This is a genomic window from Flavobacterium collinsii, assembly GCF_946903285.1.
In the GTDB taxonomy this organism is placed as follows: domain Bacteria; phylum Bacteroidota; class Bacteroidia; order Flavobacteriales; family Flavobacteriaceae; genus Flavobacterium; species Flavobacterium collinsii.
In genome coordinates this window covers 1,839,951-1,860,814 of sequence record NZ_OX336425.1, presented here as the reverse complement: position 1 = coordinate 1,860,814, position 20,864 = coordinate 1,839,951, and the positions used below count along the sequence as shown (strand labels likewise).

The window sequence follows — 20,864 nt, the reverse complement described above, 5'->3', positions numbered from 1 at the left end:
TCTTTAACACAATTATTTCGAAAAATCTTATTAAAAACCCTAGTAATCAAAATACCAATTAAAGATATCAGAACGCAATCCGATAGAAAACCAAGTCGTACTTTGCTTAAAAGTTGTCGCCGTATCTTTTGTAGGATCAAAGTTTCGGTATAAGAAACTTCCAAATAGTTTCAAATTCGTCATCGGGTTTATCAGATAACCTCCTTGTATGTCAGCAATAAAAACACTTGTTTTGTTTCCCTGCCCTACTTTTACCTCGCTATCGTACGGACGTTTGTCATCATAACTTTTGTAAATATTACCTCCGTAGTTAAAACCATCCTCAGCAGTATCAAAGTCCAGCCCTCTTGTTCCAATGGTAAACTTGGCATCTGCAAAATAACGCCCTCTGTGGTAACGTCCGATCGCCACTAGTTCTTTAAAATTTCCGCCCCATTGGTGCCCGACACTCTGATTGTTATGCCCATAGTTGGTAATTACCGCACTGTGTGAGTATACGTATGGACGCACATGGTTGTATTCCAGTTGCAACAACAGATCTTTCAGTTTAAAAGCATTGAAATATTTCGCTCCAATCTGGTATCCAAATTTATTTTTCCAGCTATTGTTTCCGCTTTTAATATCTCCCAATGAAAATTCATCCAATAAAAACTGAGCATATAAATTAACACTATTGTTCCATTTGTACTTAGAGGTCAACCCCAATAATGCATTTCCACTTCTTGACGATGAAGCAAATTCAACGGAACGATAGAAAATAATTGGGTTCACAAAATTAATATCAAAGCCTCTGTTATTTGTATCTGTCCAGACTACTGATTCAAAAAAACCTAAATTCAGTTTGTTCGAAACGTTCCAACTTAAATAATGATTGGCCATGAATTTTGTCGCATAGGTTTTTTCCAATGTAACATCCGGACGAACATCTTTAAGCCACATATAGGTATTTGTGTATTTTATTTTCCAGAAAGTGGTATTGATTTTAAAATACGGATACGGACTTGCTCCGTCACTTTCCAGCAAAGAACGATATCCGTCACCAATAAAATTTCTTCCGTAACCCAATTGCAGATCAAAGATTTTACTTGGCGCAAAGGTTATGCTTGCTTCTGCTAAAGGAAAATCATAAGCGTCAGTTTTAAATCGTTTAGCAATTCCCATTCCCGGAATAATTGCCGGATTTCCTCCAGACGGCTTTAATGTTTCGGCAAAATCATTATAATAACCCGCAAATCTTCCCTGGCTTTCAAAGATGGTTGTCGTAAAATTAATTTGCTTTCCTAATCCTCCTCTAAAATTCAAGGCACGTGTATTTACGTAGGTGTATGAAGCATCCAAATCCGATGCTTTACCCATTTGCAAGTCCAGAATTGGATTTAGGGACAGCCAATAATCTTCCCCCTGAATCTGAACCATGTTTTCATTCCAAAATTTTCTTCCCAACCAGGTAGAAACATTTTTTTGAAGCGATTGATTTACCGCTTTTAAATTGTAGTATTTCGAAACTTCGGTATACGTATAAGGCTTAGACGCAGTGTGATTGTTGCTCCCTACCTGATTCATCGCTCCATCAAACTGCGCATAATAGCTGTGTGAAAACGGGATATTTAGATGACTTTCAAACTCCGGATTGTTGTATTTTTTGTACACAATACTATCCAGTTCAGTCATTGGTTTCTCAAGAGGTTTTAAAATTTGAGCCGCTGCCAATGCTTCCTCAGCAAGCTGATTTGCGCTTTTTAATGGAATATCTATTGAAATGGTGTATTTGGAATAGGTTGGCTTGCCATTATATGTTGAAGGTTTTATTTTCGGGAATTTCTTAAAAACACGTTTAGCTTCTTCTGATAAAGCATCATTTACTGCATTTACATAAATTACTTTGAATTCACCATTTGCATCTACTTCGAAAAGTACTTTTACTTCTCCTTTATAATTGGCTTGTTTTAGATTTGCGGGCACCTGATAATTCTGAAACACAAAATCCTGCACTTCTTTATAAAAACAATTTTCCAGTTGTTTCGACTGAAGATTTTCGCAATTTGGGAAAACCGGAAATTGTTCTGCGGTAAAACCGGACTTAATAGAGGTATTAGTACTTTCCTGCGAAAAAGCAAACAAAGTGGCTAAGGTTAAAACACAAGACAGGAAAATCTTATTCACGTAAATTTGGGTTTTCATTTAATATTGATTTGGGGTATTTCCTCCATCTGCAATTGTTTTTGCGGCAGAGGTTCCTATTCGTTTTACTCCTAAACGAATCATTTCTATAGCATCTTCATAAGACCGGACTCCTCCGGCAGCTTTAACTGGTAAAGGCGATGCATTTTCTAACATCATTATAATTGTTGACAGCGTTGCTCCGTTTGGCAAATCATTTTCGGTTTTATAAAAGCCGGTAGACGATTTCACAAAAACCGAAGTATAGTTTTCTTCTTTAAAATGCGACATGACTACATTTTTAATCAGTGCCGAAAGCTGAATTATTTGCGTATCATTTAAGGCCGCAACCTCAATAATCCATTTTACTGTTTTGTTATTTGCAAGACCAATTTGTGTTCCCACCAGGATCTCTTGTTTTACCAAATCGATATCACCTTCTTTAAAAGCAGTGTAGTTACAAACAAAATCCAGATCATCTGCTCCGTCTTCAATTGCTTTGTTTGCTTCTTTTAATTTAGATTCTAAATCTGAGCTACCTTCAGGAAAGTCAATAACGGTACCCACCAGCAAAGTCGAATTGGCTTTATGAATCATTTCTTTAGCCAAAGTTACATGTTCCGGCCGAATCATGATTAATTTAAAACCTTCGCGAATTGCCTCTTCAATAGCATCTTTAACCACAAGGGTGTTTTCTGCTTCCGACAATCCCGCTTGCGAAGCGGTTTTTAAATAAGTAGAGTCCAAATATTGCTTAACATTCATGATTTGTGGGTGTTCTGAGAATTGTGGCAAAAATACATTTTAAATTAAAATTAACAGTCATGGCCGCGAAGATTTACATAAAGTCGACGAGGGTTTCTTTTAAAACAAAACAACATTAAAAATAATCTGACAACGTCCTACCATTAAATTAATAGATTTTTGAATGAAGATCAACAATTACTGTTTTTTTGATCTAATCTTTCCCAATAGTTTAATCCTCGTTTTTTACCAACTCAAACATCTGAAATCAAAACTTGCTAATCTAATTTTTTTTTATCCATTTTTTCCTGACTAAATAACATTGCTCACAGAGTCGCGAAGCCGCAAAGTTTTGACCAACCTGGAAAGCGTTAAAATTAGAGCACAAAAAAACCCACCGAAGTGGGTTTCTATATTTCTAAATTTTATCTATTTGTTTTTTAAAAACTATTGCGGCAAAAATACCAAAAATAGCTCCAAGTGCATTGGCTAAAACATCTGTTACATCCGATGCTCGTGTAACCGTTAAAACACCTTGCAGAATTTCGATTGTAATTCCGAAAAAAACAGAAAATATAAATGAAATTAAATAGGCTTTGTAATCGTCTGGTGCTTTCCCTTTCAGCTCTTTTTTGAAAAACAAAATCCAGGAAATTGTAAATCCAAAATGAAAACAAAAATGGACAATCTTATCTATACTCGGAAAATTTATTGCCGGAATATTACTTGAATCCGTCAAACAAAAATAGGTAATAATTCCTGAACAGATAATTGCCCAGATTAAGAGCAATTGTTTAGGCACCTATAAGTTCTTTATAAGCGTCAGCAGATAATAATGAATCTATTTCTGATGCATCTGCAATTTTAATTTTAATCATCCAACCATCTCCATAAGGATCAGAATTAACGGTTTCAGGTGCACTTTCAAGACTGTCATTAAACGCAATGATTTCTCCTGTTAATGGTAAAAACAAATCTGATACTGTTTTTACAGCCTCAACTGTTCCAAAAACTTCGTCTTTGTCAAGTGTCTGATCTAAAGTTTCTACTTCAACATACACGATATCTCCTAACTCTTTTTGTGCAAAATGAGTGATTCCTACTGTTGCAACATCTCCTTCGATGCTAATCCATTCGTGATCTTTTGTGTACTTTAAATTTGCTGGTATGCTCATAATAGTTGTGTTTGAAAATTGGTAATTTAATAATTGAGGCACAAATGTAATAATCTTCTAATAAAATCCCCTTTAGAAACCAAAAATTAATTTCCAAAATTATAGCGAAGTGTAAATCCTGATCTAATGTTGGTTAAAGGAAATGATGTCGAGATTACAGCTTTTGAAAAAGAGTGATCGTAATAGAATATTGCGGTCAGGTTTTTACTGAAAGCATAATCCGCCGTAAGTTTTAACGACCAAATATTTTGTCCCGCTGCCAACTGATTATTATCGTAATCTAAATAACGCACTAATGTTTCGTTATTTCTATACGAGAAATCAGCCTTAATATTGATATCACTTTTAATAATTCCAGTTGGAGTATCTGCAAGTCTCGAGGAGAAGATAACATCTCTAAAACGATAACCCAGACCAATAACATATTCCATTCCTTTTACTTCTGTCAATAAATTATTGTCAAAACTCATAGACAATGCTCTGTCTTTTTTAATCTCTGTAAGTACACGCAATGAACTTTTCAATTCAAAATCCATTCGGATTAACGGACTGAACTGCTCCACCAGGTTAATGTTTGACATGATCGTTTTGTTAAAGAAATTAGTGTTCACATCTTGCCCGTTAGGTTTTTCATTATAGTCAAAGTTTGATCGAAACTGATTGATCGTATACGACGCCCTGTAGTTATGCTGTAAAGAGAAACGCTTGAATTTGTCTTTAAAATATTTATAACGCATCAAACCATTGTATTTAACACTCCAGTTTGGAATAGGGAAACTTCTGAAAATATCTGTCGAACTGCTTGATGCATTACCTCCGGAATATGCCGCTAAGAATGCAGGCAATAAAACAGCCTGATTGCTTTTGGTAAATCCTATTGGATACCCTTCATTAGCAACATATACTTTATAATTAGGATCTGTTGGTGCCGGAATCGGGTTATTAGCATCTCCATATCTCGGAATTGCAGCTCCCGCACCATAACGGTCCTCCGCCAGACGGTTTGCTATAATCAAACGGTTGTTTCTGAAATCATCAAATGCAGCGGACTCTGTTGCACTACTGGTTGAGAATGCTGTTTTGATAAGCACTGTTGAAATAGAGAACATCCCATAATTATACGGCGACAAAGCCTTATAATCTAAATCTCCTGTAAGATTATTTTTAACAACACTATACTGCTCTGAATTATTTTCAGAATAAGCGCGATCCATATTCAGATCAATTTTTAAATCCGGCAGTAAATCGATATTCGCAGTCACTTTCAAGAGCTTATTTGTTACCTGCGTAAAACTTTGATTGAAATCCTGATAAGTGGTCAACCACCCTCTTTTCGCAGCTTCAAAACGAACATCATCCTGACTTCCGAAAACAAATCCTAAAGTAGGCCTTGACGTTCCGAAGAAACCAACACCAGGAGTATAACCCGGTAAAACCGTTCCGCTATTTTTAGTATAATTAACCTGAATGTTTTTTACACTTGTCAGAATACCAATCATGCCATCGTAAAACGGACTGCTGCTGGTTACCGGTTTTGCTGTATTCACAATTTTTTCTCCAGGTTTTGGAGGCGCAACTGCTTTAGGTTTTGCTCCTGCTTTTGCTCCGGGAGTTAATCCTAAATACTTGTACAGCATATTCATGTTAAGTGTTGTCGTAAGCGTATTTGAGTTGGCATTCTGGATGGTATTCCCTAAATCAAACTCGTTTCCATTATTATCAACATATTGAGAAAATGCTGTCGAAGCACGCTGCCAGCTGTAATCGGCGGTATACGAATAGGTCGCTTTTACGAAACTCAAAACCGGAATTTTATTGATTGGAATATCATAGTTCAGTACTAATTGCTGTAAGTGCTGATTTGGTGTTCCGATATCAAAATAGTCGTCCCAGATATTAAAATCCTGTTTTGGTGTATTGTCATCGTTTAGAAAATTCCTTACGATGTTATTGGATGCCGCCGTGTAATTAATTTTCAGGGATTTTGTCAGATTAAAACCAAATCCGTACTGATAATTAAATGCAAAATTTCGTCGGTACAAAGGATCCAGACCGATTCCCTGTACTTCAACTTCTCTAAATTGCTGACGGTTGCTTTGTCTTAAAACATTTGTATTAAAAGAAATATTAGAGGGCAAATAATTAAAATTAAAATCACTTAACATTTTCCAGTACTCACTTTTCTTCATGAATTTCGTCTGCTTGAAAGGCACTACTTCTTTAGGCTGAAAGGTGTAAGCATAATTCACAGCTGTATTAGATTGTTCGTCTACATAGTCTGCTACTTCATAATCGTGACGTTCTACCTGATTATACGATTGCGAGAAAGTCAAATTCTCTACATCATAAACATGCGGCTTCTGTTCCGGCGCTCTGTCTTTTCTCACTCCGATAAAATTGATACTTCTTCGCTTTGTATAATCAATAGCTCTGGTTCTGATGTTGTCTTTCTCTGCCGGATCAGTAGTTTCTCTGATCAACTGATCTAGTTTGATATCCTGATTGAACGGATCGTATTCCGGCGTGATTACTTCTTCTCCAATGGCATAATTAAACGGTAGGTTGATCCCCCATTTTTGCGGTAATAATTTACCCAAATTCAAATTGGTCACAATATTATACTGCTGAATATCTTCACGACTTCTTTCGTTTGCTCCTTGTTCTAAAGATCCGAAACCAATTGTACTTTTCTTACCCGTAGCAGATACAGTAGCAAAATCGGCCATATTGGTATCGATATTTAAGATGGCTGCCATACCGCCCTTATTTTCCAAATCAGACATTCGAAGTTCATTGAACCAAACCTCTCCTTTTATCGCTTTATGATCTGCCCTACTCTTAACCCCTACCATTAAATTTCTAACTAATCCAAAATTAGGATTTCCTTTTATTCCCAATCTTAACCTACCGTCTCCGTCACCTCCATTGATACTTAAATCATCATCCGGATAATAAATTCCGTTGACATCTCTTTTGTCAGAATTAATATCGATACTCATGGCTTTAATTTTCATTCTGGTCAATAATTCCAGTGCCAAATCAATATTATTTTCTTCCAGCCAAACCTGATCCGGACTTATAGCACAAGACCCTCCTGTTCTGGTAACTTTTAACGGAACTTCGACCTGATAGAAGTTTTGAGTATAATCATTTCCAAAACGAATAAAACCAATCATTTCATCGTCTAATAAAGTATTCTCGTTTGGTAATGATTCTGCGTGTAAAAACATTTTTAGTTTTTTATACTGACGCATGTCTACACTTACATTTTTAAAAACTCCTCTTGCGTCTGTATATTGCAAACCAGACCCTCCTACGCGCAATGCCAAAGCTTGCTCATTTTGATTGATAATTGTATTGTTATTATACAGTTGCTCTCTCTGAACACCTGGCGGCACTACGTAATTCACAGGACACTTTGTACCATTCTCCTGAATGTTTACTGCCGAAACATCAAATTCTGTTCCGTCATCAGCTGGATTAGTGTCGTTGGCATCTAGTGAACCGGTGTATCTTCTCCACTCTCCTCTAACTAAATCTAAGGCTCCAAAACGAACGGTCATTTGATTACTAAAACCTGTCATGAACATACGCATGAAACGAATCGATCTGAAGTCGGTGATGTTTCCAATGGTATTTTTCGGTTGAGAAACCGGAATTTTAAACTGAATCCATCTTGCTGTTGTAGTTGATCCGTTTGGCAATTCAACATTACTAACTTCACGAATATCTGTAACGAAATTTTGCCCTACCTGCATTCCCGGCTTTACATCAATACTGTATTCATAATAGGCATTGATCGTACTCATGGTGTTGTCGCGGTTAATGTCTTCCACATCCGGCAATGTTGTTGATCCACGGTTAGGAGAATCTATACTTACAGGTGAATTTCTTTCAGTACCATTATAATTTTTGTAGCGCTCTAAAACGCCTCCATCTGTATTTAAATAATAGGTATAATCGTCGGCAGCAGGATCTTCTTCTCCTCCGTAATTTGTATATACCGAAGCTTCTTTTCCATTTGGCAAACCGTCTAAACCAACGTCCTGATTGCTACGATTACCCGCATTATTATCAAAGGCATAAATTAAAGATTGCGATGCCGGAACGTCTCCCCATAGTGGTCGCGGATTCACCATAATCTGATCCGGACCTAATCCGTTTTCATATTGTTTTCTTCCGTCTTTTAATACGTCTTCTGAAACTTCTCCTAAGTTGAAATAAATTTTTCCGGTATTGTTAACTGCCGCCTGGCCATTACCCACATAAGGATCCATTACCCAAAACTGAATGTATTCGACATTTCCCTGCTCAAAATTGGTCGAGTTCAACGCACGCATGATTCCTCCAAAATTAGAACTGGCAGGACTTGTAGCAAAGTTTGGATTGTTATTATAAGGTCCACGATCAGACGGATAATACGTTAAATCTAATGTGTTAACCACCTGAATCTGTCCTTGAGCAATGTCTGTATTTGGATATAATTCTCTGCTATAAATACGTCTGGTGGTATTCAATGACAAGTCATCATTTGAAATACCGGATGGTTTTGAAGCATAAAAAACAGGGTCAATTGTATACCAGGCTAATTTTGCACGTTTGAAACCATATTCTAATGTATTGGAATTGGCATTAAAAGTATTGTCGTTTATAGAATTTACAAATGGTGTCGAAGCCAGACTCCATGCATATGCTGATCGCATATCAATGGTAGACTGTGATCCTTCAAAATCATCTACATAAATAGTAGCTTCTCCTTCAAAATCACTGGCTTTAGGAGCATCCGGTTTTAAGAAGGCTACTTCTCCTCTTATCGAAAGATTTGAAGGAACATCGGTATCGATGTTCGGTAATTTATTTACTAATCGGGTGAAGAAAGGAACTTCGGTGGAGTAATTTCCATTGAATCCAAAAATAGCATTGTTTACAGATTCCTGTCCATAACTTGATTTTTGAGTAAATGGTTTTTCACTCATTTTCAAATAGGTTCCTCCAACGATAAATTTATCTGAAATTTTATGCTCAACATTAAAACCAATGAATCTTCGGGTTTGCTGTCCAAAAATTGAATTATTCTCCAGCGATACCTCGATTGGTGTATTCGAAGCCTGAAGCGAAGGATCCAGAATCTGAACGCGACCTAATTGATAATCGACGCTATAATCAATCCCTTCTACCAATCTTCTTCCGGCAGCCATCACGACAACAGATCCCTGAGGAACATTAAACGCTCCAATTGGAATACCGTTACTTCCGGATGATTTGTATTTTCCTCTTAATAAAAATTTATTTTTATCACTGTCCTGTAAAGCTCCGGATTGTGTATTACGATACATGTTCCTAAAAACGTATCTTTTCTGGTTCGCATTATAGGAATTTGGATCGTCATAATTTTCTCCTGTACCTGTATTTAACTTTCTAAACAATAGTTCTCCAAAAGGCTCTTTTGTGGTGAAAATAATCCGTGCGTTCTGGACATCTACTGTAACTCCAGGGATATAGTCAAAGAAACCATCCCCCCCGGTTTGCGGATCATTGTTGTAATTCAATCGGTCCAAATTAAAGACATTCAATAATGGTGTCTGGTCTACTTTATTATCTGCGGTTGGGTTTGCAGGGAAAGTGGTTCCAGGAACTGGTGTAATGTAGTTAATTGGAGAAGGATCTGTGTAAAGTATATTTAATCTAAAATCGTCTTGTTTGATTTGATAAGCCTGAGGGATTTGATAAACGTTTTTCATCATCAGATTCCAAACCGGATTCTGAACGTTTGTCAAATTACTTTTCAGCATTTTTAATACTAAACTTTGTGTGATGATCGCTTTATTTGCGTTGTTATTTCCGGTAACTACTGTCCCGTCAACTCCGTCACTACCAAATTCTCCAACCTGATAAATTTTCCCTCCAACTGTATATTCAAATGCTACGGCCAAAATTTCGTCATTAGCCAAACGCTGCTGCAAAGAGATGTATCCTAATTGTGCATTGAAAGTAAATTCGTTTGCGGTTAACTTTCTGGCATTTTCCAATACAGAATAATCTGTTCCTTCACTGGTATTGGCATTATTGAATCCAGATTTCGCAGTTACGATTTCTCTAATATTAGAGTTTAGGTAGGCTCCGGGTTTTCCAATAGTAGCCGGATCGTATTTATTGTTGGTGTTGTTTGTTGGTGTATCGATAGGGTTATTAAAAAATCCAACCGGATTGCTTATCACCACCACCTGATTGTCCGGAACTCCCGTAACCTGTGCTTCTCCTAAATCCTGAAGCGCGATAATGTTACGTAAGTTATTGTTGTTGGTTGCTACCCTGTTTTGTTTGTTGGTTACCCAAACTTCTATTCTTGTCACCTGAACTCGGCTTTCTATAAAAGGATATTTTTTTAAAGAGGCGTCGTATTTGTTTCTGAAATACTGCGATAAGAAGAAGTGTCTGTCATTATCATAGTCCAGCGCATACAAATCAAAATTCTGAACTGTACCGCCACCTTCTGCAACTATACTCTTGGTTTGCGACTTCTGTTCTGAGAAAACACCGGTAACGGTTGTCTTACCAAATTGCAATACGGTTTTAACCCCAAACAAACTTTGAGCCCCACGAATAAGTGTACTGTTTAAAGGCATACTCACATTACCTACTTCAACTTTTTGAACAATATCATCTTCTGAAGGGGTGTATGCAAGCTTAAATAAGTTTTGAAAAGCAAAGGTTGACTGCGTATCATAATTAGCATTTACTTCTAATCTGGTTCCTACTTTCCCCAGTAAACTCATGCTGATTCGTTGATCAAAATCAAAGGTAAGACTCGATCTGTTTCGAGGTGAAAAAGCGGGATTATCTTGTTTGGTATATCGAACCCCTAAGTCCATTTCTACTGATCCTGTTGGCTTTACGTCGATCGTATTGCTACCGAAGATGCTTTCAAAAAGTCCTGAATTAATATAATATCGGGGCAGCAAATCTTTTTTCTTAGCTTCACTTCCTGTTTTTTTACCGTCTATAGCATCTGATTTTTTTCTGAAATAATCTCTTCTGGATTCTTTCAAAACTAAATCTTCATACTCTTTAGGAGTTAATACAATAGGATAATTGATTGAAAATCCATCTACCGAACTGGTATAAATATATCGGTCTGTTATGGGATCGTACCGATACGCTGAAAGGATGCTTGGCGGATTTCCTAACTCTACTTTACCAACTGAGAATTGTGTTTTAGTTGTATCTTGAACTGTTGGGGTTACTTGCGCACGCAAAACATTACCGCAAAATAAAAACAGTAAAAAAATACAAATTTTACGCATACTCTTGGTTTAAATAAATTGGTTTTATAGGCTTTTTAATGCTTTTTTGATGATGGTTTCCACCGTAGCTTCGGGATCTTCTTTTACGATTTTCTCAACTACTTTTTCAGAAGTTTTACGAACAAAACCTAAAACCTCCAAAGCAGATAACGCTTCATCTCGATTTGTATTGTTTTGAACGACTGAAACTTCGTCCAAATCGTACAATTTTAACACTTTTTCTTTTAAATCAAGTATAACTCTTTGTGCTGTTTTGTTTCCAATTCCTTTTATGGACTGGATTACGCCTACATCTCCCGAGGCAATAGCATTGATAATTTGTCTTGGTTCTATAGAAGACAACATTGTTCTGGCAATGTTCGCTCCAATTCCGGAAACCGACAATAACATTCTGAATATTTCGCGCTCTGATTTTTCTACAAAACCAAATAATGTATGCGCATCTTCTTTGATTTGAAGATGCGTATACAATTTTATATTTTCTACATTGGGAATTAATGAAAAGGTATGTAAAGAAATGTTTACCTGGTACCCCACGCCGCCGCATTCAATTACGACTTCTGTTGGATTTTTCTCTACTAATTTCCCCTGTAAATGTGCTATCATAGTATAATTTATTAAGGTCAAATATAATAAAAATGCATTAAAAATACGACAATATTATTGGAACCTTATTATCTATACTATTTTGCTAATTTAATCTTTTTACTCTCTTTTTCCTGAGCGTCAATAACCGCAATTGCAGCCATATTCACCATTTCTTCAACACTTGCTCCTAATTGGAAAATGTGAACCGGCTTACCCATTCCCATCATAATTGGCCCGATAGAATTTACTTTGTATAATTCTTTAAGCATTTTATAAGTAATGTTAGCCGAATCTAAATTAGGAAAAATCAAAGTATTCACTTTCTTACCTGCTAATTTAGAGAACGGGAATTTTTCTGCAAGCATTTCCTGATTCAATGCAAAATCAGCCTGAATCTCTCCATCAACAATCATGTCCGGATGATTTTTATGCAAATATGCTACTGCTTCTCTCACTTTTGATGCATTCGGGCTTGTTGAAGATCCGAAATTTGAATAAGAAACCATTGCAATAACAGGCTCTACACCAAACATTTTAGCTGTTTTAGCCGTCATGATTGCAATGTTAATCAAGTCTTCTGTTGAAGGATTGATATTGATTGCTGTATCCGACAAGAACATTGGTCCGCGTGAAGTCAACATCATGTTGGCCGTAGCAATTAATGAGGCTCCCGGTGCTTTTTCGATCAATTGCAACATTGGTTTCACTACGGTTGGATAACTTCTTGTATGTCCTGTTACCAAAGCATCTGCTTCACCTTCATTTACCATCATAGCTGCAAAATAGTTTCTTTCGCGCATGAATTTTTGTGAATCAAGTAACGAAACGCCTCTTCTTCCTCTTGTTTCCCAGTAAGAATTTGCAAATCGGTTACGTCTTCCTTCTTCTTCATTCGTTTTAGGGTCGATAATTTCAAGTTCAGCATCAAAACCTAATTCTTCTTTAAGCTCTAAAATAACTTCTTTGTTTCCTAATAAAATTGGGAAACCAATTCCGTCCTCATGTACAATTTGCGCTGCTTTAAGTACATTTAACTGATCTGCCTCAGCAAAAACAATTCTTTTAGGACTCACTTTAGCACGGTTGGTAATCAAACGTACCATTTTATTGTCATTCCCCATACGTTCGCGAAGCACATCTTCATAAGCTGCCCAGTCGGTAATAGGATTTTTTGCTACTCCCGATTCCATTGCTGCTCTTGCAACTGCAGGTGCAACCACGGTAATCAATCTAGGGTCAAATGGTTTAGGGATGATATAATCGTTACCAAAACCTAATTTTGTTGCTCCGTATGCTACGTTAACCTGCTCCGGTACCGGCTCTTTTGCCAAGATAGCTAATGCTTTTACCGCGGCCATTTTCATAGCTTCGTTTATTTTTGTAGCACGTACGTCTAATGCTCCTCTAAAAATATATGGAAAACCTAAAACGTTGTTTACCTGGTTAGGAAAGTCTGAACGTCCTGTAGCCATAATAACATCTTTACGAGTTTCTGTAGCTAAGTTATAATCGATTTCCGGATTTGGATTTGCCATAGCAAAAACAATCGGATTTTCTTTCATTGTCAATAACATTGCAGGCGTCAGGATGTCACCTGAAGATAATCCGATGAAAACGTCAGCTCCTTTTATCGCTTCAGCCAATTCAATTTTAGGTCCATCAACAGCATACTTCAATTGCAGCTCTGATAGTGAAGAATTATCTTTTGTTAAAAGTCCTTTACTATTAAACATCTTGATGTTCTTAACCTGAACTCCTAACAAAACATATAAATCTGTACAAGCAATCGCGGCAGAACCTGCACCCGAAACTACAACTTTTACATCTTCTGCTTTCTTTCCTGCTAATTCAAGTGCATTAATTAAAGCCGCTGACGAAATAATTGCGGTACCGTGCTGATCATCGTGCATTACCGGAATGTCTAATTCTTCTACCAATCTTCTTTCGATTTCAAAAGATTCCGGTGCTTTAATGTCTTCCAGATTTATCCCTCCAAAAGTTGGAGCAATGTTTTTTACGGTCTGAATAAATTCTTCAATATCTTTTGTACCAATTTCAATATCAAAAACATCAATGTCAGAGAATATCTTGAATAACAATCCTTTTCCTTCCATTACAGGCTTAGAAGCTTCAGGACCAATGTCCCCAAGTCCTAAAACTGCGGTACCGTTTGAGATTACGGCAACTAAATTTCCTTTTGCTGTATATTTGTAAACGTCTTCTACGTTTGCTGCAATGTCTAAACATGGCTCTGCAACTCCCGGCGAATAAGCCAAAGATAAATCTCTTTGGGTTGCATATTTTTTTGTTGGAACTACCTGAATTTTTCCTGGAGTTGGTTCTGAATGGTACAGTAACGCTTCTCTTCTTTTACTCTCTTTGTTCATTTATTTTAGCTTTTATTCTAGCTTACAAAGATATAAGTCTTGTTTTAAAATGGCATATTTTTACCAGTTTCTTTTCTTAAAAATAAAATTCGGGACGAAAAAAAATAGCCCAAAATAATTTGGACCATTTTTTTAATATGTTTTATTTTTCGGTTGTTTTATTGCGAAATATAAGAGTTTAAATGATTAATAGTATCTTTCTGAATTTCTATAATGGCCTTAACTACATCACTTATAGATATAATTCCCACTACAATTCCATCTTCCAAAACCGGTAAATGCCTGATTCTTTTGGTACTCATCAGTTCCATACAATCTTCAATCTTATTTGAAAGTTTTACCGAGAAAACATTGCTTTCCATAATTTCATGCACAAAGGTTTCTTTCGATGATTTATCTTTTAAAACAATTTTTCGAGCATAATCCCTCTCAGACAATATTCCTTTTAAATCGGAACCATCAATAACAAGAATGGCTCCTATGTTTTTCTCTCCCATCACCTTTAAGGCTTCATAAACCGTTGTCGTTGAAAGAACTGAATAAACATTTTTCCCTTTTGTGTTTAGTATTTGATCTACAGTCATATCTGAAAAATTTTAGATTTATAAAGTTAGAAAAAAATGTAGATACACCACAATGAAAAACAGTTTTTTAAAATCATAAAACATTCATTTTAAGTAAAATAACTAATATTTTGTGTTTTATAAATTTTAGTTTAAAGAACGGATCGAATTCTAATCTTTTTTTACGAAAAGCGCATTGTTTTTTTGATTGTCAGATTTATTCTAAATAAAAAAATCTGTTGAAGATTTGCTTTTGCCCTTTCAGGGCGATACTCATTGTCCATTTAATCGTAGTGCGGTGCACTACGCTAATTTCATAGCGCTACGCACTATGCTAATGCTTTTGGGCCTTCAGCCCTTTTTTACATACTTTAAGTACTCATCATTATAAATCTATGATTATGAATAAATCAATTAAATGTGTTTTGTTTTATAATAAACGAGGCTTAGTAACAGCGCAATCTACCATTACAAATAAAAAATGACTCCTACCTTAAGCCCTGAAAGCTAATGTTTTTTTTGACTTTCAGTCCTTTTTTTAAAGGCTTTGAGTACTTATCATTATAAATCTATCATTATGAATAATCAATTAAATATATTTTGTTTTTATAATAAAGGAACTTCAAATCATAAGCGTTCCGAACTTGCTCTGAAAGAGCTTTAGCAATAGCGGATTGCACCGCACTGCGAATATAAAAACGATTGTCACCTAAGCCCTGAAAGGGCGAAAGCACTAATCCCATAGAAAACGTTCATCATAAGCTACTTGATATTTATTTAAAAATGCCAGCAACTCTTCTTTGAAGGTACGCTTTTTATGATGTTCTTCCTGATTCTTAATATAACGTATTACTCTCTCTAGCTCTGATGGATTGACAGAAAATATACCATAACCATCCTGCCAATAGAATTTCGCGTAACGATCGTCTATTGTTTTTATCCATTTTGAGGATTGCTTTTTTACTTCTTCAACCAATTTCATTTGGGTGATTTTTTTAGATAGTAAACACAGTACATGTACATGATCTTGATAGCCTCCTATCTGAATTGGATTGCATTCTAATCCTTTACAAATCCCGTCAAGATATTCCCATAAACGCTCTTGTAAAATATTGTCAATAAAGGGATAACGTCTTTTAGTACTAAATACTAAATGAACATATACTTTTGATAATGATTGTGGCATAATGTTCTTTTATTTACTGTTGTCTTTTGCTTTTGCCCTTTCAGGGCGGTACTCATTGTCTAATTAATCGCACTACGCTAATTTCATAGCGCTACGCACTATGCTAATGCTTTTGGACTTTCAGCCCATTTTTATAGACTTTAAGTACTTATCATTATAAATCTATGATTATGAATATCACTTAAAAATATTTTAGTTTACTATAAACAGAGCCTCAAATCATAAACGTTTCGAACATGCTCTGAAAGAGCCTTAACAATAGCGTAGTGCATCGCGCTACGAATATAAAAACGATTGCCTCTCTAAGCCCTGAAAGGGCGAAAGCACTAATCTCATAGAAAACGTTCATCATAAGCTACATGATATTTATTTAAAAATGCCCCCAACTCTTCTTTGGAACTACGTTTTTTAATTTGCTTTTGCCCTTTCAGGGCGGTACTTGTCTATTTAATCGTAGTGCGATGCACTACGCTAATTTCATAGCGCTACGCACTATGCTAATGCTTTTGGGCTTTCGGCCCATTTTTTTAACTCCTAACAATTTACAATCGCAAATCTAATTAATTTCATAAGAAAAAACCTAAAAAAATTAACATATAGTAACATGCTACAATTTTATTAAACAAAAAAAAACACCTTTCTATGTTTAGAAAAGTGCTTTTTATTATTTCTTTTATTCTGAGTTTACTTAATTATTCAAAATCAAAAAGTTCTTTTATTGATATTCCTAAACCTTTAGATAATGCAAGCAAATAAAGATATGAAGGATTGAATTCACCCGCTTCAACTTTATGAATAGACTGCTGATCTTTAAAGATCAATAAGCCTAATTTAGCCTGTGATAATCCTTTGGAATTCCTTAACTCTTTAATCCGAGCACCTAACCGTTTTAATTCTTCTGACTTATCCACTTCTTTTAATTTCAGACAATTTGCGTTTTCTATTTATTATTTTTAACATACTATAATATGTTATTTAAAAATTTTCGTACGTTTGTTCTTTAACTATAAAATATGGAATGATGATGGAAACAAATGAATTTAAAAATCCAGAGCAACTACAAAAACTAACCGCCCGATATTTCCACACTCTAAAATCGGCCAATGATAATGCAGAAACCAGTATGGCTCAAATTAAGTTTGCAAATTATTCTGAGTTAGGCAGTGTGATTACCGAAATGCTTAAATTATGCGTTCTCGCATTGAATCAGAATCGATATGAAAATTCAGAGACTGGCATTAATGTAGGTCTCATTTTAGAAACTGTTCTCCAGATATTTCCCGCGGATGAATTTGAGTTTTTAAGTGAAATTAGCCAGATGGTTGCTATGAATTCTGACCCTGCCAATGAATGAATAAATCACTATTTTTTTTGCTCGCAAAGACGCTAAGACGCAAAGTTTTTGTTGTGGGCAGTTTGGTACCAATTTGTATTTTACGCATCGTTTGGTCCTTTCGACGAAGGAAACTCGAGCGATAACGACTGACGAAGTAAATACATTCAAAACTCCATTCTCAATATCGTCAATCTTTGTCGAATTACTAGTGTGATCCCTCGTTCCTCGAGATGACAAGATTGCGAATATAACCTGTTTCAATCTTTGTCGAATTACTAGTGTGATCCCTCGTTCCTCGGGATGACAAGATTGTGAATAGAAACTGCTTCAATCTTTGTCGAATTACTAGTGTGATCCCTCGTTCCTCGGGATGACAAGATTGTGAATAGAAACTGCTTCAATCTTTGTCGAATTACTAGTGTGATCCCTCGTTCCTCGGGATGACAAGATTGCGAATAATTTGATAACAACGAAAAAAGCCCTTTTCTAAAATTTAGAAAAGAGCTTTAAACTATTACTTTTTATTTACAAATTGGTGATTACAAATTCGCTTCTTCGGTTGCGTTCATGTTCTTCATCGGTACATTTTACTCCATCAGAACATTGGTTTACCAATTGGGTTTCGCCGTATCCTTTTGCGGTTAATCGGGCTGGGTCTACTCCTTTTTGAATCAGCCAGTTTCGGGTTGATTTGGCTCTCTTGTCGGATAGAACCTGATTGTACTGCTGGGTTTGTCGGCTGTCTGTATGTGAACGGATATCCAATTTTAAGGCTGGGTATTGTTTTAGAATTTCGACAATTTTCTCTAACTGATAAGCGGATTCTTTTTTAATAGTGGCTTTGTCGAGATCAAAATAGATGACAGGAATGTCAAGTGTCTTTGCCAGATCTGTTCCCACTTCAATGGGTTTAATTCTCTTTTCCAGCTGAATCAATAAAGTCGTTTTTCCGGAATTTCTTTTTATTGTTACCGGAGTTTCCTTGCTCTCATAATCCATTTTTGAAGCTCGAACAGAATAATTTTTACCACATTTTACATTCGGAAAAATATAATTTCCTTTCTCATCAGAAACAACTTCTGCAACAGCCTGGAAATTTTCATCGAACAATGCTACTTTCGTATTTGAAAGAACTGTGTTGGTTTCCGAATCGGTTATAGTACCTATTAATTCCTGCTCGCAATTCAGTTTTCTTCTTTCTGTGAATCGGTAAACATCATCAAGTCCGTGGCCATTATCTCTGTTGGAAGAAAAAAATCCGTTTCTGTCTTTACTATTGATTATAAAAGCAAAATCATCCTGTGGACTGTTTACTGGTTCTCCAATATTTTGTATTTCTTCGAAGGTTCCTTCTTTATTTATTTTTGCTACGAATACATCAAGTCCGCCCAATCCGGGTCTTCCATCTGTTGCAAAATAAAGTTCATTATCTTCGGAAATAAAAGGAAAGGTTTCTCTTCCTTCGGTATTGATTCCTACCCCTAAATTTTGAGGTTTCCCAAAAGTTCCATCATCATTTATGGCAACTTTAAACAAGTCCGACTGTCCTAACGTTCCCGGCATATCTGAAGCAAAATAGAGTGTTTTTTCATCTACACTTAAAGTTGGATGCGCTACACTGTACTGATCGCTGTTAAACGGAAGTGCTTCTATGTTTTTCCATTCTCCTTCTATTAAATTTGCTTTGTACAGCTTTAATAAGGTGACCTTGTTATCATTTCTACCTCTTTTTCCGTTTAAAAAATTATTTCGGGTAAAGTACATGGTTCGCCCATCTTTTGTAAAAACAGGTGTTGATTCGTTAAATTTTGTATTTACTTTTTTCTGAAAACGTTCTGGCGTTCCTATACTGCCATCCGGAAGCATCTCCGCAGTGTATAAATTGGTAAAGGAGCTGTTGGTCCATTTGAAATTTTTCTTTGCGACTCCGCCAGTATCTCGTGCAGATGTAAAAACTAGTTTATTATCAAAAATAGTACTCCCATAATCTGAATACTTAGAGTTTATTCCGGCATCGGCAATTTCAAATCGTCCTGAATTTGCTTTTATCTCGTTCAAATAATTTTTATTGGATTCGAATAAGATCCCTCTTTTATCGGATGTCAGTTTTTGATTGAATTTTTCTAATGTCGCATCTGCTTTAGTATAATTTCCGGCAGCTTTAAGGCATTGTGCATATCGGTACAAATATTCCGACTCTTGCTGTTCCTTCATTGCAAACAATTCATCATACCACTTTAAAGCTTTTACCAGCTCCCCATTAAAATAGTAGGAATTCCCAAGACGCTGAAACATTTTTTCATCTTTATATCCTTTGTCAGCCACATTTTCGTATATTTTTATGGCATCGATATAAGCGTACTTTTCGTATTTGGTATCGGCATAATTTATTCTGCCGGTCTGTGCAATTGTATTAAAAAAAAGAAATAAAAATGATAAGGTGTATAGTATTTTTTGGCTTTTCATGGAGGAACATTTTTAAAAGAATCTTGGTGAGGTAATTCTATTATAATTATTAAGAAACTCAAAACGCAGGAAGATTTCATGTGATCCGGAATTGTATCTTCTTAAATTAGTGGTTTCATGATCGTAGCCATAACCAATATATAAACCATCTGTTACCTGAAAACCAGCCATTGCACTAAGCGAGGCGCTCCAACGATATGCCAGTCCAACGACAAATTTATCATCGAACATAAAGTTAGCAGAAGCATCTACTTGTAAAGGTGCTCCCTGAACCATTTTGGTCAATATTGCCGGTTTGAATTTGATGTAATAATCCAGATCAAAAACGTAGCCTGCCATTAAATAGTAGTTGATTTTATCTTTAAAAATTGCAGTATCATCATCATTAAAACGATTGGTTTCGATAAAATTCGGAATTGATAATCCCACATACGCTTTGTCAGAATGCCAATAAACCCCGGCCCCAATGTTAGGGGTAATTCTATTGTTTAAATTCTGAAACTGCGGATCTCCCTGATTTTCGGGATTCAATTTGTTGATATCCAGATTAAAAAGATTCGCTGTGGCTTTTATTCCAAAAGAAAGCTTAAAAGTTTCTGAGGTTGGAACACTATAAGACAAATCGGCTGATAAAGTGTTCTCGTTGGTAGGGCCAATTTTATCGTTTACCAAAGAAACTCCTAATCCTAAATTACTGTTGTTTAGAGGTGTATTGATGGAGAAAGTACTCGTTTCGGGTGCTCCGTCCAGTCCAATCCATTGTGTACGGTACAACCCGAAAACACTTAATGCACCACGAGAGCCCGCATAAGCAGGGTTTATTGCAATGGTATTGTACATGTATTGTGTGTATTGAGCATCTTGCTGAGCCGAACACACAACCGAAAAAAACAGGAACATTAAAATTATCTTTTTCATTTGAATGGCTTTTAAGAAGCGGCCCGAAAGTACCAGG

At 36.0% G+C, this 20,864-nt stretch carries 13 protein-coding genes; 1 reads left to right on the top strand and 12 read right to left on the bottom strand.

Annotated elements, in window-relative coordinates; all coding sequences use genetic code 11:
* Window positions 1-39: 39 nt before the first annotated feature.
* The 10 genes from OGZ34_RS08085 to OGZ34_RS08040 all read right to left on the bottom strand — a co-directional run bounded on the left by OGZ34_RS08085 (window position 40) and on the right by OGZ34_RS08040 (window position 17,018).
* Window positions 40-2,181 (bottom strand): energy transducer TonB, encoded by a 2,142-nt coding sequence (locus tag OGZ34_RS08085; RefSeq protein WP_263362697.1) that lies wholly within the window; start codon window positions 2,179-2,181, stop codon window positions 40-42.
* Complete coding sequence (gene deoC / locus OGZ34_RS08080) at window positions 2,182-2,925, bottom strand: deoxyribose-phosphate aldolase (RefSeq protein ID WP_263362696.1); 744 nt, start codon at window positions 2,923-2,925, stop codon at window positions 2,182-2,184.
* A 397-nt stretch (window positions 2,926-3,322) separates the two neighbouring features.
* Window positions 3,323-3,706 (bottom strand): VanZ family protein, encoded by a 384-nt coding sequence (locus tag OGZ34_RS08075; RefSeq protein ID WP_263362695.1) that lies wholly within the window; start codon window positions 3,704-3,706, stop codon window positions 3,323-3,325.
* Complete coding sequence (gcvH, locus tag OGZ34_RS08070) at window positions 3,699-4,079, bottom strand: glycine cleavage system protein GcvH (protein ID WP_173965419.1); 381 nt, start codon at window positions 4,077-4,079, stop codon at window positions 3,699-3,701. Before gcvH ends, OGZ34_RS08075 begins: the two co-directional genes overlap by 8 nt.
* Before the next feature lie 86 nt (window positions 4,080-4,165).
* On the bottom strand, window positions 4,166-11,383 hold the full coding sequence (gene sov, locus OGZ34_RS08065) for a T9SS outer membrane translocon Sov/SprA (protein WP_263362694.1): 7,218 nt from the start codon (window positions 11,381-11,383) through the stop codon (window positions 4,166-4,168).
* A 24-nt stretch (window positions 11,384-11,407) separates the two neighbouring features.
* Window positions 11,408-11,989 carry a Holliday junction branch migration protein RuvA gene (gene ruvA, locus OGZ34_RS08060; protein WP_173965417.1) on the bottom strand — a complete coding sequence of 194 codons (582 nt, stop codon included), beginning with the start codon at window positions 11,987-11,989 and terminating at the stop codon, window positions 11,408-11,410.
* A gap of 77 nt (window positions 11,990-12,066) precedes the next feature.
* The gene (locus tag OGZ34_RS08055) at window positions 12,067-14,358 is read right to left on the bottom strand and encodes an NADP-dependent malic enzyme (RefSeq protein ID WP_173965416.1); all 2,292 of its coding nucleotides are present in this window, start codon (window positions 14,356-14,358) and stop codon (window positions 12,067-12,069) included.
* A 158-nt stretch (window positions 14,359-14,516) separates the two neighbouring features.
* Entirely contained in the window at window positions 14,517-14,942 is a 426-nt protein-coding gene (locus OGZ34_RS08050) for a CBS domain-containing protein (RefSeq protein WP_173965415.1), read from the bottom strand.
* A 712-nt stretch (window positions 14,943-15,654) separates the two neighbouring features.
* Window positions 15,655-16,107: an IS200/IS605 family transposase gene (tnpA, locus tag OGZ34_RS08045; protein WP_263362693.1), complete on the bottom strand. Its 453-nt coding sequence runs from the start codon at window positions 16,105-16,107 to the stop codon at window positions 15,655-15,657.
* 692 nt (window positions 16,108-16,799) lie between these two features.
* Entirely contained in the window at window positions 16,800-17,018 is a 219-nt protein-coding gene (locus OGZ34_RS08040) for a helix-turn-helix transcriptional regulator (protein WP_263362692.1), read from the bottom strand.
* A 107-nt stretch (window positions 17,019-17,125) separates the two neighbouring features.
* Here OGZ34_RS08040 and OGZ34_RS08035 point away from each other — a divergent pair, with 107 nt between their 5' ends.
* Window positions 17,126-17,461, top strand: coding sequence for a hypothetical protein (locus OGZ34_RS08035; protein WP_317853252.1), 336 nt, complete (start codon window positions 17,126-17,128; stop codon window positions 17,459-17,461).
* 507 nt (window positions 17,462-17,968) lie between these two features.
* Here OGZ34_RS08035 and OGZ34_RS08030 read toward each other — a convergent pair.
* Complete coding sequence (locus OGZ34_RS08030) at window positions 17,969-19,909, bottom strand: OmpA family protein (RefSeq protein ID WP_263362691.1); 1,941 nt, start codon at window positions 19,907-19,909, stop codon at window positions 17,969-17,971.
* 12 nt (window positions 19,910-19,921) lie between these two features.
* Window positions 19,922-20,827, bottom strand: a complete 906-nt coding sequence (locus OGZ34_RS08025) for a PorP/SprF family type IX secretion system membrane protein (protein WP_263362690.1) — start codon at window positions 20,825-20,827, stop codon at window positions 19,922-19,924.
* Window positions 20,828-20,864 lie beyond the last annotated feature (37 nt).